Below are 14,453 nucleotides of genomic sequence, written 5' to 3'. Positions count from 1 at the left end.
CCATGAGCACCTTCATCACCGAAACCTGGTTGCGCGAGCGCCACGGCCTGAGCGAGGGCACCGAGCTGCGCCTGCCGGCCGACGCGAGGCTGACGCCGGCCGCCCGCACGCTGATCGAAGAGCGGCGGCTTTCGGTGAAGTTCCTCGATGAGCAGGGGCGCCTCTACCGTGAAGTACAAGGCGAGGAGGGCGCCCAGCTGCAACCCGTGCACGGGCTCACCGGCAGCGCCGAGAAACCGCGCGCTTGCTGCCAGCTGTGTGGCCACGCCCCCGAGCGCAAGCCGGCGGGAATGACGCACCTGAGCGCCACCGAGCTGGTTGCCAAGAGCGACCCGCGCCTGCGTTTTCGCGCTGAGCTGGATGCGGCGATCGCGCTGGCCGTCTGGCTGCAGGTGGAGTTGCGCGAGCCGAGCGAGCTGGCCCTGTGGCTCGCCGATATCCGCTCGGTGCTGGGGCAACTGATGCGCGCCGACGCCGTCGATGAACCCTTGGCCGGTTTCACGGTGGGCGGGCTGGACGACGCGCTCATCCACCGGATTTCCCACGCGCCGCTGAAATACCTGGGGCATGACCATGTCGTCCCCGAACTGGGCCTCGGCCGTCCGGCGGCCTTGCTCAACCTGTTGCGCGCCAAGGTGCGTGAAGTGGAAATCAGCGCGGCCCAGGTGTTCACCGCACCCGGTTTCCAGGTCCGCCGCGCGGACCTGCTGCACGTGCTGAACCGACTCTCCAGTGCCCTCTATGTGGCGATGCTGATGAGTGCAATGAATCTGCGTGGCAAGCCCTGGCCGAACAGCCAGACGCTGCGCGAGCGTGTCGAAGGAGAGCGGCCGTGAGCCTGATCGATGAGTGTCGCCGGGCTGCCCGGCTGAATCCGCCGCGGGTGGTTTTCCCCGACGCCCTGGACCGCCGGGCTATCGAGGCCGCGCAGTACCTCAAGTCCGAAGGGCTGGCCGAGCCATTGCTGGTCGCGGACCCCTTCGCCCTGCGCAGCTATTGCCTGGAGCGGCGTATCCATCTCGGCCAGGTGCCGGTGCTCGATCCGCGTCACTCGCCGTGGCGCCAGCGTTTCGCCGAAAGCCTGGCGCAGCGTCAGAGCCGCCTGACCCCGGAGCAATCGCTGGAGCAGCTGGGCAATCCGCTGTGGTTTGCCGCGGCGATGCTGGAGGCCGGGCAGGTCGACCTGTGCATTGCCGGCAACCTGAGTTCCACCGCCGACGTACTGCGCGCCGGGCTGCGCGTGGTGGGCCTGGAGCCGGGCAACCGGACACTGTCCTCGGTGTTCTTCATGTTGCCTCCGGGCGACGGCCAGGTACTGGGCTTCGCCGATTGCGGCGTGGTGCCACGGCCGACGGTGGAGCAACTGGCGGACATCGCCATCAGCTCGGCGGCCAGCTTCGAACGCGTGACCGGCGAGCCGGCGCGGGTGGCGATGCTGTCGTTCTCCAGTAATGGCAGTGCGCGGCATCCCGATGCCGATGCGGTTCGCGAGGCCTGTGCCCTGGTACGCCAACGCCAGCCCCGGTTGTGCATCGATGGCGAGCTGCAGTTCGACGCCGCCTTCGTCCCGCAGGTAGCTGCGCTGAAGGTACCGGACAGCCCGCTGGGCGGTGCGGCCAACGTGTTCGTCTTCCCCAGCCTGGAGGCGGGAAACATCGGCTACAAGATCGCCCAGCGACTGGGTGGGATGAGCGCCATCGGCCCGATGCTGCAGGGCATGCGCGCGCCATTGCATGACCTGTCGCGCGGTTGCACGAGCGAAGAAATGATTCAGACGGTTCTGCTGGCCAGCAAGATGGGCGGCGGTTCCACGGAGGTGGAGCGCGTCGCCTGAGCGACCGTTCCGAAGCAGACGGTGCCCCCGCCGTTCCGGGGGTGAGGCGAGTGGTCAGCCACTCGATTGAAGTCCGCAAGGGCTGTCGATTGTGAGGAGTGAGTTATGGAAGCTTTAGGCATGATTGAAACCAAGGGCCTGGTGGCGCTGATCGAAGCGTCCGACGCCATGGTCAAGGCTGCCCGCGTCAAGCTGGTGGGCGTCAAGCAGATCGGTGGCGGCCTGGTGACCGCGATGGTCCGTGGCGACGTTGCCGCCTGCAAGGCCGCTACCGATGCCGGCGCCGCCGCTGCCCAGCGTGTGGGCGAAGTGGTTTCGGTGCAGGTGATCCCGCGTCCGCACTCGGACCTGGAAGAAGTGTTCCCGATCAAGCTGACCAGCGATCGCCTGGTGGATTGACCGGCCGTTCGCGAAGTCCCGTGCAAGGGGCGCTTCGCGCCTTGTACCGGATAACGCGCCGCGTACTTCCCGCCGCCTCTCCGCGTCGGTGGCCCACGACGGGCACCGACGCTGGCGAGCGGCCTAGCAAGGATATTGGCAATGAAACTGGCAGTGGTCGTGGGACAGGTGGTCTGCACCGTCAAGCACCCGGGGCTCGGGCTGGATCGCTTGCTCCTGGTGCAGGGCATCGGTGCCGATGGCCAGCCCGCCGGCGAGCAGCAGGTCGCGACCGACACCATTGGTGCCGGTAACGGCGAATGGGTGCTGTTGGCCAGCGGCAGTTCCGCGCGCCAGACCAGCGCCGATGGACGCGCACCGATCGATCTGTGCGTGGTCGGCATCGTCGACGAGGCGGTGATCGACGGCGGAGTGTTCTACCGCAAGTAGCGGTTGCACCCCACAACACGAGCGCCGACAGGCGCCGACATTTTCTGGACGCTCTCTCTGCTGGCCCTCGCCGGACGGAGTGGGCCGACTCATCCCTGAATTCTGTGAGGCATGACGTGGATATCAACCCGAAGGAAATCGAACAGGTGGTCAAGGCGGTACTCGCTTCGATAGGGGCGAGCTCCGCGACCGACGCGACGCCCGCACTGGGCGAGACCTGCGCGCCGGGCGTTTTCCTCGAGCTGGATGACGCCGTCGCCGCTGCCACCCAGGCACAGAAGTCGCTGCATTCGGTGGCGCTGCGTGATCGCGCCATCGCCGCGATTCGCGCGGCCGGCGAGCGCCATGCCCGCGAGCTGGCCGAGCTGGCGGTGGAGGAGACCGGCATGGGCCGTGTCGACGACAAGACCGCCAAGAACATCGCCCAGGCTCTGCATACGCCCGGCACCGAGTGCCTGCAGGCGCAGGTACTGACCGGCGACCACGGCCTGACCCTGATCGAGAACGCGTCCTGGGGGGTGATTGCCTCGGTGACGCCATCGACCAACCCCGCGGCCACCGTGATCAACAACGCCATCAGCATGATCGCCGCCGGCAACAGCGTGGTGTTCGCCCCGCACCCGGCTGCCAGGCGCGTGTCGCAGCGCACCATCAGCCTGCTCAACGAGGCGATGGTTGCCGCCGGCGCACCGGCCAACCTGATCACCACGGTGAAGACCCCCGACATCGAGACTGCCCAGCGCCTGTTCCGCTATCCGGGTATCGGCCTGCTGGTGGTCACCGGCGGCGAGGCTGTGGTGGAAGCCGCGCGCAAGCACACCGACAAGCGCCTGATCGCGGCCGGCGCCGGCAACCCGCCGGTGGTCGTCGACGAGACTGCCGACCTTGCCCGCGCCGGCCGCGATATCGTGCGGGGCGCCTCGTTCGACAACAACATCATCTGCGCCGACGAAAAGGTGCTGATCGTGGTCGACAGCGTGGCCGACCGCCTGAAGGCCGAGATGCTCAAGCACGACGCGGTCGAGCTGAGCGCCGAGCAGGCTCGCCAGTTGCTGCCCCTGCTGCTGCCGAAAATCGACGAGCACGGCCGCGGCTCGGTGTCCCGCGACTGGGTGGGCCGCGACGCCGTGAAGATTGCCGCGGCCATCGGCCTGCAAGTGCCGGCGACGACCCGCCTGCTGCTGGTGGAAACCCCGGCCGAGCATCCCTTCGCCATCACCGAAATGATGATGCCGGTGCTGCCGCTGGTGCGCGTGACCAACGTCGACCAGGCCATCGACCTGGCGGTGAAGCTCGAAGGCGGCTGCCACCACACCGCCGCCATGCATTCGAGCAACCTGCGCAACCTGGACCGCATGGCCAACGCCATCGACACCAGCATCTTCGTCAAGAACGGCCCGTGCATCGCCGGCCTGGGCTTTGGCGGCGAAGGCTGGACCACCATGACCATCACCACGCCCACCGGCGAAGGCGTGACCTCGGCGCGGACCTTCGTGCGCCTGCGTCGCTGCGTCATGGTCGATCAACTGCGCATCGTCTGAGGCCGCCATGCAACGCGATCTGCAGCAATGGCTGCTGCCACGCCTGCGGCGTGCAGCCTTCTACCTGTCCGAGCCCGAGCAGGCCGTCGTCGAGCCGGGGCCACTGACCCTGGGCATCGACCTGGGCACCTGTGACGTGGTGTCGATGGTGCTCGACGCCGATGGCCTGCCGGTCGCGGTGCGCCTGGACTGGGCCGACGTGGTACGCGACGGCGTGGTCTGGGACTTCTTCGGCGCGGTGAACATCGTGCGCCGGCAACTGGACAGCCTGCAGGAGCAACTGGGCGTGCGTTTCACCCAGGCAGCGACTTCCTATCCGCCGGGCACCGAGCCGCGCATCTCGATCAACGTGCTGGAAGCGGCGGGCCTGGATGTCAGCTGCGTGATCGACGAACCCTCCGCCGTCGCCCGCATGCTGCAGCTGGAAAGTGCCGCCGTGGTCGACATCGGCGGCGGCACCACCGGCGTGGCCATCGTGCGCGATGGCAAGGTCATCCACTCCGCAGACGAACCCACCGGCGGGCATCACATCAGCCTGGTGCTGGCCGGCCATCTCAAGGTGTCGCTGGAGGAAGCCGAGCAGCGCAAGCGCGCGGACGGCGAAACGCTCTGGCCGCTGGTGCGGCCGGTGTTCGAAAAGATGAGCGACATCGTCCGCGAGCATCTGACGGGTTTCGAGGTGGCGGAAATCTACCTCTCCGGTGGTTCCTGCGCCCTGCCCGGCGTGCAGTCGTTGTTCGCTGCCGCTTTCCCCGCCCAGCGCGTGGTGCTGCCCGCGCCGCCACTGTTCACCACGCCATTGGCCATTGCCAGCTGCGGCCTGCGGGAAACACAAGGAGCTTCGCGATGAATGCTCAGGATGTCGGGCGGGTCATCTACCGCGCCCTCGATATGCTCAATGCTCGCGCCGTGCGCGAATTCCGTGTGCCGCCCAGCACCTACATCGGCTCCGGCGCCATCGTGCGCGCCAGCGAAGCGATCCAGGCCTGCGGCATCAGCCGGGTCTTCGTGATGGTCGATGGCCTGCTGCACGAGCACGGCCTGGACCAGGGGCTCTTGCGCTCGCTGGAAGATGCCGGCGTGGTCTGCGAATACCTGATCTATCCCGGCGGCGAGCCGCACAGCGAAACCGTGGAAGCCGCCAGCCGGCAACTGCTCGCCGCCCATTGCGATGGCGTGCTGGCCTTCGGAGGCGGTTCGGTACTGGACGCGGCGAAGGTCACCGCCATGCTCGCCGCCAACCCGGGCCACGACCTCGGCAGCCTGGGCCAGGATGGCCGTGCGGTGCGCCGCCGCGTACCGCTGATCGCGGTGCCGACCACGGCCGGCACCGGCTCCGAGGCGACCAATGTCGCGGTCATCACCGACAGCCTGCGCCAGGTGAAGCAGGTGCTGGTCCACAGCGACCTGATTCCCGACCTGGCGATCATCGACGCCTGCCTGACCATAGGTGTGCCGCCGGGCGTCACCGCCACCACCGGCATCGATGCCTTGACCCATGCCATCGAGGCCTACGTCTCGCCCACGGCCACACCGCTGACCCAGGGCCTGGCCTTGCGCGCCGTGGCACTGATCGGCGAGGCCCTGCCGCTGGCGGTGGGGCAGGGCGGCAACATCGCCGCCCGCGAGTCGATGATGCTCGCCTCCTACATGGCCGGCATGGCGTTCGCCAACTCCGGCCTGGGCCTGTGCCACGCCACCGCCCACCCGCTCGGCGCGCGCTACGGCATTCCCCACGGGCAGGCCAACGCGCTGATGTTGCCGGCGGTGATGCGCTTCAACCAGCTGGTCTGCAAGCGCGCCTACGGCGAGATCGGCCACGCCCTGACCCGCGACACGCTGGATAGCGAAGCGAGCATCGCGGCGGTGCAGCAGTTGATCGACGAGGTTGGCGCCGGGCGCGCCCTGGCCTCCTTCGGCGTGCTGCGCGAAGACTTCGCCGCCCTTGCCGAAGTAACCCTGCAGGACCTTTGCCTGGCCGGCAACCCGCGCTCCGCCAGCGCGCCACAGATCATCGGGATTTACCAGGATGCCTGGCAGCGCTGAGGCGGCTGCCGCGAAGGAATTAAAAGTCGTTCAGGAGCAGTAGCAGTCATGAGCATCAATGAAATCATCATGGTCGTCATGATGGTCTTCCTGCTGATCGCAGCGGTTGACCGGATATTCGGCCAGTTCGGCGGATCGGCGAAGGTCCTCGGCCTGATCGGCCTGGGCAAGGTTGGCCGGAGCATCGAGGGGGCCGGCTCGCAATTCGAGGAAGGCTTCATGGCCATGGGCGCCCTGGGCCTGGCGATGGTTGGCATCACCGCGCTGGCGCCGGTGCTCGCCACGCTGCTCGGGCCGCTGGTGATACCGCTTTATGAAAGCGTCGGCGCCAGCCCGGCGATGTTCGCCGGCACCCTGCTGGCCAACGACATGGGCGCGTTCTTCCTGGCCAAGGAACTGGCGGGCGGCGATACCGCGGCCTGGCTGTACTCGGGCCTGATCCTCGGCGCGATGATGGGACCGACCCTGGTGTTCATCATCCCCGTGGCGCTGGGCATCATCGAGCCCTCTGACCGGCGCTTCCTCGCCATCGGCACGCTGGCCGGCATCGTCACCATTCCGCTGGGCTGCATCGCCGGCGGGCTGGTGGCGATGGTCTCGAACATCGAGGTCAACGGGCTGCCGGTGGAGTTCACCGTGGCGATGATCTTCATCAACATGGTGCCGGTACTGATCGTCGCCGGGCTGATCGCCCTGGGCCTGAAGTTCTGCCCGGAAAAGATCATCGCCGGCTTCGAAGTCTTCGCCAAGATCCTGGTCGGCCTGATCACCGTCGGCCTCGCCGCCGCCGTGGTGCAGTACACCGTCGGCTGGACGCTGATCCCCGGCATCGACCCGATCTTCATGAGCAAGGGTGACCAGCCCGGGGAAACCATGCGCGCCATCGAGGTGATCGGCTCGATCGCCTGCGTGCTGCTGGGCGCCTATCCGATGGTGATGCTGCTGACCCGCTGGTTCGGCACGCCGCTGATGAAGGTCGGCAACCTGCTGGGCATGAACAAGGACGCCGCGGCCGGCATGGTCGCGAGCTTGGCCAACGTCATCCCGATGTTCGGCATGTTTGGCAAGATGGACAACCGCGGCAAGGTCATCAACTGCGCTTTCGCCGTGTCCGCCGGCTTCGCCCTGGGCGACCACCTGGGTTTCACCGCGGCGAACATGTCCGCGATGATCTTCCCGATGATCGTCGGCAAGCTGATCGGCGGCATCACCGCGGTGATCGTGGCGATGATGATCGTGCCCAAGTCCGAGCCGGCCACCCTGACCGCCGATGCCCCGGCATCGCTGCCGGCCAAGTAGGAGGCGCGGCGATGAGCAGGAAGGAGTTGCGCAGCGTCGGCATCGACATCGGCACCACCACCACGCAGGTGATCTTCTCCCGCCTGGTGCTGGTCAACCGCGCCTCGCTGTCGCAGGTTCCGCACTACGAGTTCGCCTCGCGGGAGGTCACCTACGAGAGCCCGGTGACCTTCACCCCGATCGATTTCGAAGGGCACCTGCGCGAGGAGGAACTGCTCGCCTTCATCCTCGGCCAATACCGTGCTGCCGGGCTCTCGCCGGAGGATATCGAGTCCGGCGCGATCATCATCACCGGCGAAACCTCCAAGGCGCGCAATGCGCGCCCGGCAGTCCTGAAACTGGCCGAACGGCTCGGCGATTTCGTCGTGGCCAGTGCCGGCCCGCACCTGGAATCGGTCATCGCCGGGCGCGGAGCGGGCGCCGCCGAGCTATCCAGCGCCACGGCCGGTCGCGTGCTGAACATCGATATCGGCGGCGGCACCGCCAACTATGCGTTGTTCGAAGCGGGACGGGTGGTGGCATCGGCCTGCCTGAATGTCGGCGGCCACCTGGTGGAAGTCGAGGCGAACGGGCAGATCAAGCACCTGCACGCACCGGCTCGGGCCATCTGCGAGGAACTCTTCGGCCACGTCGACGAAGGCCGGGGGCTGTCCATCGAGCAGTTGCGCAGGGTGGCGCAGCGCATGGCGCGGTTGTTGTTCGAGGTGATCGACGGCGACCTGTCGCCGCTGGCCCGGCAACTGCTGATGACCGAGCCGTTGCCGCCGCTGATGCCGTTGTACGCGGTCACTCTCTCCGGCGGCGTCGGCCAGTGCTACTACCAGGACCGTGGCGAGGCTGCATTGCGCTTCGGCGACATCGGCCCGCTGCTGGCGACGGCGCTGCGCGAGGATGCCGGATTCGCCGGGCTGCCCATGCGCGAGCCGAGCCAGACGGTGCGCGCCACGGTGATTGGCGCGGGCGCCCACAGCCTGTCGCTGTCGGGCAGCACCATCTGGCTGCGCGACCTGCAACTGCCGCTGCGCAACGTGCCGGTCGTGCATGGCATGGCCGGCCGGACCGCGGTCGATGCCTGGCTTGCACGCCTGCAGCAGATGGACCTGCGCGCCGGCGAAGACCTTTACGCCCTGGCGCTCCCGGCCGACCTGCCGGTGGCCTACCAGGCCCTGCAGCGCTGCGTGGAGCAGCTCGCCGAGTTCCAGCGGCGCTATCCCAACCCCTATCCATTGCTGGTCGTCGCCAGCCAGGACCTTGGCAAGGCGCTCGGCATGTTGCTGCAGCCGCACCTGGCCGGACGCGCCCTGGCAGTGATCGACGAAGTGGCGACCAGCGATGGCGATTACATCGATATCGGCAGCCCGATCTTCGACGGCGAGATCCTCCCGGTCACCGTCAAGTCCCTGGCTTTCCCTTCCTGAGCTTTCTGATTGAGGCAGTGCGATGAAACTCAAGACCCAGTTGTTCGGCAAGATCTACCAGTTCGGCAGCGTCAAGGAGGTTCTGGCCAAGGCCAACGAACCGCGCTCGGGCGACATCCTTGCCGGTGTCGCCGCCAGTACCGCCCAGGAACGCGTGGCGGCCAAGCAGGTACTGTCGGAGCTGACCGTTGCTGATATCCGCATGAACCCGGTGATTCCCTACGAGGAAGACTGCGTCACGCGCCTGATCCAGGACGGCATCAATGAAACCGCCTATGCCCGTGTCGCCAACTGGAGCATCGGCGAGCTGCGCGAATACATCCTCGCCGACAGCACCGACACCGATGCCATCGCCTTCCTGCGCAAGGGCCTGAGCTCCGAAGTGGTCGCGGCGGTGGCGAAGATCTGTTCCAACACCGACCTGATCTACGGCGCGAAGAAGATCCCGGTGGTCAAGCGCGCGAACAACACCATCGGCCTGCCGGGACACTTCAGCGCCCGCCTGCAGCCCAACGACACCCGCGATGACGTGAAGAGCATCGCCGCGCAGATGTACGAAGGCCTGTCCTACGGCATCGGCGATGCGGTGATCGGGGTCAACCCGGTGACCGACAACGTCGAGAACACCACCCGTGTACTCAACACCGTCTACGAGGCCATCGACAAGTTCGACATCCCGACCCAGGGCTGCGTGCTGGCCCACGTCACCACCCAGGTCGAGGCGATCCGCCGCGGCGCGCCGGGCGGGTTGATCTTCCAGAGCATCTGCGGCAGCGAGAAGGGCCTGCGCGAGTTTGGCGTGGAACTGGCCATGCTCGACGAGGCTCGTGCCGTGGGCGCCGAGTACAACCGCATCGCCGGCAGCAACTGCCTGTACTTCGAAACCGGCCAGGGCTCGGCGCTCTCCGCCGGTGCGCACTTCGGTGCCGACCAGTTGACCATGGAAGCGCGCAACTACGGCCTGGCCCGGCACTACGACCCGTTCATGGTCAACACCGTGGTCGGCTTCATCGGCCCGGAGTACCTCTACAACGATCGCCAGATCATCCGCGCCGGCCTCGAAGACCATTTCATGGGCAAGCTCAGCGGCCTCTCCATGGGCGTCGACTGCTGCTACACCAACCACGCCGATGCCGACCAGAACTCCAACGAGAACCTGATGATCCTGCTCGCCACCGCCGGCTGCAACTTCATCATCGGCATGCCGATGGGCGACGACATCATGCTCAATTACCAGACCAGCGCCTTCCACGACACCGCCACCATCCGCCAGCTGCTCGGCCTGCGCCCGGCACCGGAGTTCGAGCAGTGGCTCGAGCGCATGGGGCTGATGCACAACGGCCGGCTGACCCCGCGCGCGGGCGATCCCTCCATTTTCTTCTAATAGGTGAACTGACATGCATCAGCAGCAGATCGAGGACATCGTTCGCTCCGTGCTGAACGAACTCAAGGGACGCCCGGCCAATGCACCCCAGGCGGAGCCGGTGAGCGTGCAGGCGGGCGTCGAGGATGGCCTGTGCTCCTGGGACCTGGGCTCGGCCGAGGCCCGCCAGTGGATCGGCATCGACAACGCGCAGCGCCCGGAAGTGCTCCAGGAATTCCGCAAGTCCACCGCCGCGCGCGTCTGCCTTGGGCGCGCCGGTGTGCGTCCGCGCACGCAGGCGCTGTTGCGCTTCCTGGCGGACCACTCGCGCTCCAAGGACACCGTGCTCAAGGAGGTGTCCGCCGATTGGGTGAAGCAGCAGGGCCTGCTGGAAGTGCAATCGGAAGTGGAGTCCAAGGACCAGTACCTGACCCGCCCGGACATGGGCCGTCGCCTGGGCGAGAAGGCCGTGGCCACGCTGCTGGCGGAGTGCAAGAAGAACCCGCAGGTCCAGGTGGTGATTTCCGATGGCCTGTCCACCGATGCGGTGACGGTGAACTTCGACGAAATCCTTCCGCCGCTGCTGCAGGGCCTGAAGAGCGCCGGGCTGGATGTCGGCACGCCGTTCTTCGTGCGCTACGGCCGCGTCAAGGTCGAGGACCAGATCGGCGAGCTGCTCGGCGCCCAGGTGGTGATCCTGCTGGTGGGCGAGCGTCCGGGCCTTGGGCAGTCGGAAAGCCTGTCCTGCTACGCCGTGTACAAGCCGACCCTGGCCGGCACGGTGGAAGCCGACCGCACCTGCATCTCCAACATCCACCGTGGCGGCACCCCGCCGGTGGAAGCGGCGGCGGTCATCGTCGACCTGGCCAAGCGGATGCTGGAGAAGAAAGCCTCCGGTATCGCCCTGAATCGTTGAGAGAGTAATCCTGATGAGCATCCTTGATCCGATCAAACCCAGCGTTACCGCGATGCGCCTGATCGCTTCGCTGCAGGACGATTTCCGTCGCGAGCTGAAACTCCCCGACGATATCCGCAGCCTCGGGCTGATCAGCGTCGACTCCGACGATGTCGCCTACATCGCCGCCGACGAGGCCACCAAACAGGCCCTGGTCCAGGTGGTGTATGGCCGCTCGCTCTATGCCGGCGCTGCCAATGGCCCGTCGCCCACCGCCGGTGAGGTGTTGATCATGCTGGGCGGGCCGAACCCGGCCGAGGTGCGCGCCGGCCTCGACTCGATGGTTGCCACCATCGAAAACGGCCCGGCATTCCGCTGGGCCAACGAGGCGCAAAGCATTGCCTTCCTCGCCCACGTGGTATCGCGTACTGGCAGCTACCTGGCACAGACCGCCGGGATCAGCGAAGGCGACCCTATCGCCTACCTGGTCGCCCCGCCGCTGGAAGCCACCTTCGGTATCGATGCCGCGCTCAAGGCCGCCGATGTGCAACTGGTGACCTACGTGCCGCCGCCCTCCGAGACCAACTACTCGGCCGCGTTCCTGAGCGGCAGCCAGGCCGCCTGCCTGGCCGCCTGCAACGCGTTCCGCGAGGCGGTGCTGGACGTGGCGCGGCAACCGATCCAGTTACGCTGAGGAGGTAAAGCTCATGCTCAATGCCATCGGTTTACTGGAGGTCCGGGGGCTGGTCATCGGCATCGAAGCCGCCGATGCCATGCTCAAGTCGGCCTCGGTACGGCTGCTGCGCCAGACCATCACCAACCCGGCGCTGGTCAGCCTGGTGGTGGAAGGAGACCTCGCCGCCTGCCGGGCCGCGCTGGATGCCGGTGCGGCAGTGGCGCTGCGGGCAGGGGCGCTGGTCAGCCGCAAGGAGATTGGCCGGCCGGAAGACGACACCGCCGAGCTGGTGACTCGCCTGCTGGCGCCGGAGCCGCCGAAAGCGCCGCGTGCGCCGATGGCCGTCGCCGAGGCGATGTCGCCGGTAGCTGAGCGCCCTTCGTTGCCGACTGTCGATGTGCCGGTCGAGGCGCTGCTGGCGTTGCTCGCGCGCAACCGCCAGGGCTGCAGCGCCAGTGAAGTATCGGCGGCCTTCGACGTACCGGTGGAGACCGCGCGCGCCTTGCTGGATCGGCTGTGTGACGAGGGGCGCCTGCGCAAGCGCGGTAGCCGTTACCGGCGAGCGGGGGGCGCCAGCGCATGATCGACATCCGCAGCCCGGGGCGCGAGGAGATCCGCCGCCGGGTATTCGAGGCGGGCGTGGTGGGGGCCGGCGGCGCCGGCTTCCCGACCCACGTCAAGCTCAACGCCGAAGCCGAGATCTACCTGGTCAACGGCGCCGAATGCGAGCCACTGCTCAAGGTCGACCAGCAGATGGCCGACGAGCAGGCCGAGTGGCTGCTCAAGGGCTTGCTCTATGGCATGGCTGCCACGGGTGCCGCGCAGGGCATCATCGCGCTCAAGGCGAAGTACCAGGCCGCCATCGATCGTCTGACCCCCTTGCTCCCCGAGCGCGTGCGCCTGCACATCCTGCCGGACATCTACCCGGCCGGCGATGAGGTCATCACCATCTGGCTGGCCACTGGCAGGCGCGTACCGCCCGCACAACTGCCGCTGTCCATCGGCGTGGTGGTGAGCAACGTGCAGACCCTGATCAACGTCGCGCGCGCGGTGGAGCTGGAGCAACCGGTAACCCACCGCACGCTGACGGTGAATGGCGCGGTTGGCGAACCACTGACCGTCAGCCTGCCGCTGGGCACGCCGCTGCGCGAAGCCCTGGCGCTGGCGGGCGGGCCGAGCGTGGCCAACCCGGCCTACATCAATGGCGGGCCGATGATGGGACGCCTGGTGGACGATCTGGACGAGCCGGTGACCAAGACCACCGGTGGCCTGCTCGTACTGCCGGACGATCACCTGCTGGTGCGCCGTCGACGGCAGAGCATGAGCACCGTCCTGAGCATGGCGCGCAGCGTCTGCGAGCAATGCACCCTGTGCACCGAGTTGTGCCCGCGGCACCTGATCGGCCATGAACTGCCGCCGCACCTGATCGTGCGCGCGACCAACTACCAGCACCTGGCCCAGCCCAGCGTGCTGCTCTCGGCACTGACCTGTTCGGAGTGCGGCATCTGCGAGGCCTACGCCTGCCCGGTGGAAATCTCGCCGATGCGCCTGAACCAGGCGCTCAAGGCGCGCCTGCGCGCCGAAGGTGCTCGCTACGAAGGCACGTTGCGCGATGCCGACCCCATGGCCGAGTACCGCTTGTTGCCGGTCAGCCGGTTGATCTCTCGGCTGGAACTGAAACCGTTCAATCACAAGGCGCCCATGCGCGCTGCCGCCCATGCCCCGCGTGAAGTCAGCCTGCCTCTGCGCCAGCACATCGGCGCCGCCGCGCAGCCCTGCGTCGTGGCCGGGCAGCAGGTACGCCTGGGCGAATGCATCGCCACGCTGCCCGACGGCCAACTGGGCGTCCCGCTGCACGCCAGCATCGACGGACGGGTGGCCGAAGTCGGCGCCGACGTCATACGCCTGGTTGCCCATGCCACCGAACCGAGTCTCACAGGAGTGCCGCCATGCACCACGCCATCGGCTTGATCGAACTGACCAGCATCGCCCGCGGCGTCCAGGTTGCCGACCTGATGCTCAAGAGCGCCGATGTGCAATTGCTCTCGGCCAAGACCATCTGCCCCGGCAAGTACATCGCCATGGTCGGCGGGCAGATCGCCGCGGTGCAACAGGCCGTGGCGACTGGCGAGGAAGCGGGTGGCCACATGCTGGTCGACCGCTTTGTCCTGCCGAACATCCACGAGTCGGTGCTGCCGGCGATCAGCGGCGTCACCCAGGTCGAGCGCACGCAGGCGCTGGGCGTGGTGGAAACCTTCAGTGTGGCGGCCTGCATCGAGGCCGCCGATGCGGCCGTCAAGGCGGCCAATGTGGTGCTGGTGCGGGTGCACATGGCCTTCGGCATTGGCGGCAAGTGCTACCTGGTGCTGACCGGGGATGTCGCCGATGTGGAGACAGCTGTGCGGGTCGCCTCGCAGAGCGCTGGGGAAAAGGGCCTGCTGGTTCACAGCATGACGGTGCCGAGACCTCACATTGATCTGTGGCAGCACCTGCTTTAGCGCCAGATCCCAGGCTGGTCAGGCGGCCGCAGAGTCGCCCCCCGTGAGTCCGAGA

The 14,453-nt window shown here is 67.4% G+C and carries 15 protein-coding genes; all 15 read left to right on the top strand.

The genetic code is table 11. From position 1 onward, the window contains the following. Positions 1-2 precede the first annotated feature (2 nt). The 15 genes from eutT to L6D89_RS16540 all read left to right on the top strand — a co-directional run bounded on the left by eutT (position 3) and on the right by L6D89_RS16540 (position 14,398). Positions 3-836, top strand: a complete 834-nt coding sequence (gene eutT, locus L6D89_RS16610) for an ethanolamine utilization cob(I)yrinic acid a,c-diamide adenosyltransferase EutT (RefSeq protein WP_236200535.1) — start codon at positions 3-5, stop codon at positions 834-836. After that, entirely contained in the window at positions 833-1,834 is a 1,002-nt protein-coding gene (locus tag L6D89_RS16605) for a phosphate acetyltransferase (protein ID WP_236200534.1), read from the top strand. The genes eutT and L6D89_RS16605 overlap by 4 nt, the downstream gene beginning before the upstream one ends. 105 nt (positions 1,835-1,939) lie before the next feature. After that, the gene (gene eutM / locus L6D89_RS16600) at positions 1,940-2,233 is read left to right on the top strand and encodes an ethanolamine utilization microcompartment protein EutM (protein WP_236172501.1); all 294 of its coding nucleotides are present in this window, start codon (positions 1,940-1,942) and stop codon (positions 2,231-2,233) included. Positions 2,234-2,374: 141 nt separating this feature from the next. After that, positions 2,375-2,662 (top strand): ethanolamine utilization microcompartment protein EutN, encoded by a 288-nt coding sequence (gene eutN, locus L6D89_RS16595; RefSeq protein WP_236172502.1) that lies wholly within the window; start codon positions 2,375-2,377, stop codon positions 2,660-2,662. 116 nt (positions 2,663-2,778) lie between these two features. Continuing rightward, a complete protein-coding gene (locus L6D89_RS16590; protein ID WP_236200533.1) occupies positions 2,779-4,203 on the top strand; it encodes an aldehyde dehydrogenase family protein in 1,425 nt (474 codons plus the stop codon). A 7-nt stretch (positions 4,204-4,210) separates the two neighbouring features. Next, positions 4,211-5,053 (top strand): ethanolamine utilization protein EutJ, encoded by an 843-nt coding sequence (eutJ, locus tag L6D89_RS16585; RefSeq protein ID WP_236200532.1) that lies wholly within the window; start codon positions 4,211-4,213, stop codon positions 5,051-5,053. Continuing rightward, positions 5,050-6,249 (top strand): iron-containing alcohol dehydrogenase family protein, encoded by a 1,200-nt coding sequence (locus tag L6D89_RS16580; RefSeq protein ID WP_236200531.1) that lies wholly within the window; start codon positions 5,050-5,052, stop codon positions 6,247-6,249. The genes eutJ and L6D89_RS16580 overlap by 4 nt, the downstream gene beginning before the upstream one ends. A gap of 48 nt (positions 6,250-6,297) precedes the next feature. After that, positions 6,298-7,548, top strand: a complete 1,251-nt coding sequence (eutH, locus tag L6D89_RS16575; RefSeq protein ID WP_236172506.1) for an ethanolamine utilization protein EutH — start codon at positions 6,298-6,300, stop codon at positions 7,546-7,548. Between the two features lie 11 nt (positions 7,549-7,559). Beyond that, complete coding sequence (locus tag L6D89_RS16570) at positions 7,560-8,966, top strand: ethanolamine ammonia-lyase reactivating factor EutA (protein WP_236200530.1); 1,407 nt, start codon at positions 7,560-7,562, stop codon at positions 8,964-8,966. Positions 8,967-8,988: 22 nt separating this feature from the next. Next, positions 8,989-10,350: an ethanolamine ammonia-lyase subunit EutB gene (locus tag L6D89_RS16565; protein WP_236172508.1), complete on the top strand. Its 1,362-nt coding sequence runs from the start codon at positions 8,989-8,991 to the stop codon at positions 10,348-10,350. Between the two features lie 13 nt (positions 10,351-10,363). After that, positions 10,364-11,245, top strand: coding sequence for an ethanolamine ammonia-lyase subunit EutC (gene eutC, locus L6D89_RS16560; protein WP_236200529.1), 882 nt, complete (start codon positions 10,364-10,366; stop codon positions 11,243-11,245). 13 nt (positions 11,246-11,258) lie between these two features. Next, on the top strand, positions 11,259-11,918 hold the full coding sequence (eutL, locus tag L6D89_RS16555; protein ID WP_236172510.1) for an ethanolamine utilization microcompartment protein EutL: 660 nt from the start codon (positions 11,259-11,261) through the stop codon (positions 11,916-11,918). Positions 11,919-11,931: 13 nt separating this feature from the next. After that, positions 11,932-12,483 (top strand): BMC domain-containing protein, encoded by a 552-nt coding sequence (locus L6D89_RS16550; RefSeq protein ID WP_236200528.1) that lies wholly within the window; start codon positions 11,932-11,934, stop codon positions 12,481-12,483. Then, the gene (locus L6D89_RS16545; RefSeq protein WP_236200527.1) at positions 12,480-13,871 is read left to right on the top strand and encodes a 4Fe-4S dicluster domain-containing protein; all 1,392 of its coding nucleotides are present in this window, start codon (positions 12,480-12,482) and stop codon (positions 13,869-13,871) included. Before L6D89_RS16550 ends, L6D89_RS16545 begins: the two co-directional genes overlap by 4 nt. After that, positions 13,850-14,398, top strand: a complete 549-nt coding sequence (locus L6D89_RS16540) for a BMC domain-containing protein (RefSeq protein ID WP_236172513.1) — start codon at positions 13,850-13,852, stop codon at positions 14,396-14,398. The genes L6D89_RS16545 and L6D89_RS16540 overlap by 22 nt, the downstream gene beginning before the upstream one ends. Positions 14,399-14,453: the final 55 nt, after the last annotated feature.

The organism is Pseudomonas pseudonitroreducens, from assembly GCF_021603645.1.
GTDB classification, from domain to species: Bacteria; Pseudomonadota; Gammaproteobacteria; order Pseudomonadales; family Pseudomonadaceae; genus Pseudomonas; species Pseudomonas pseudonitroreducens.
Note: the sequence above shows the minus strand (reverse complement) of the source record. Positions and strands in the feature narration are given on the sequence as shown.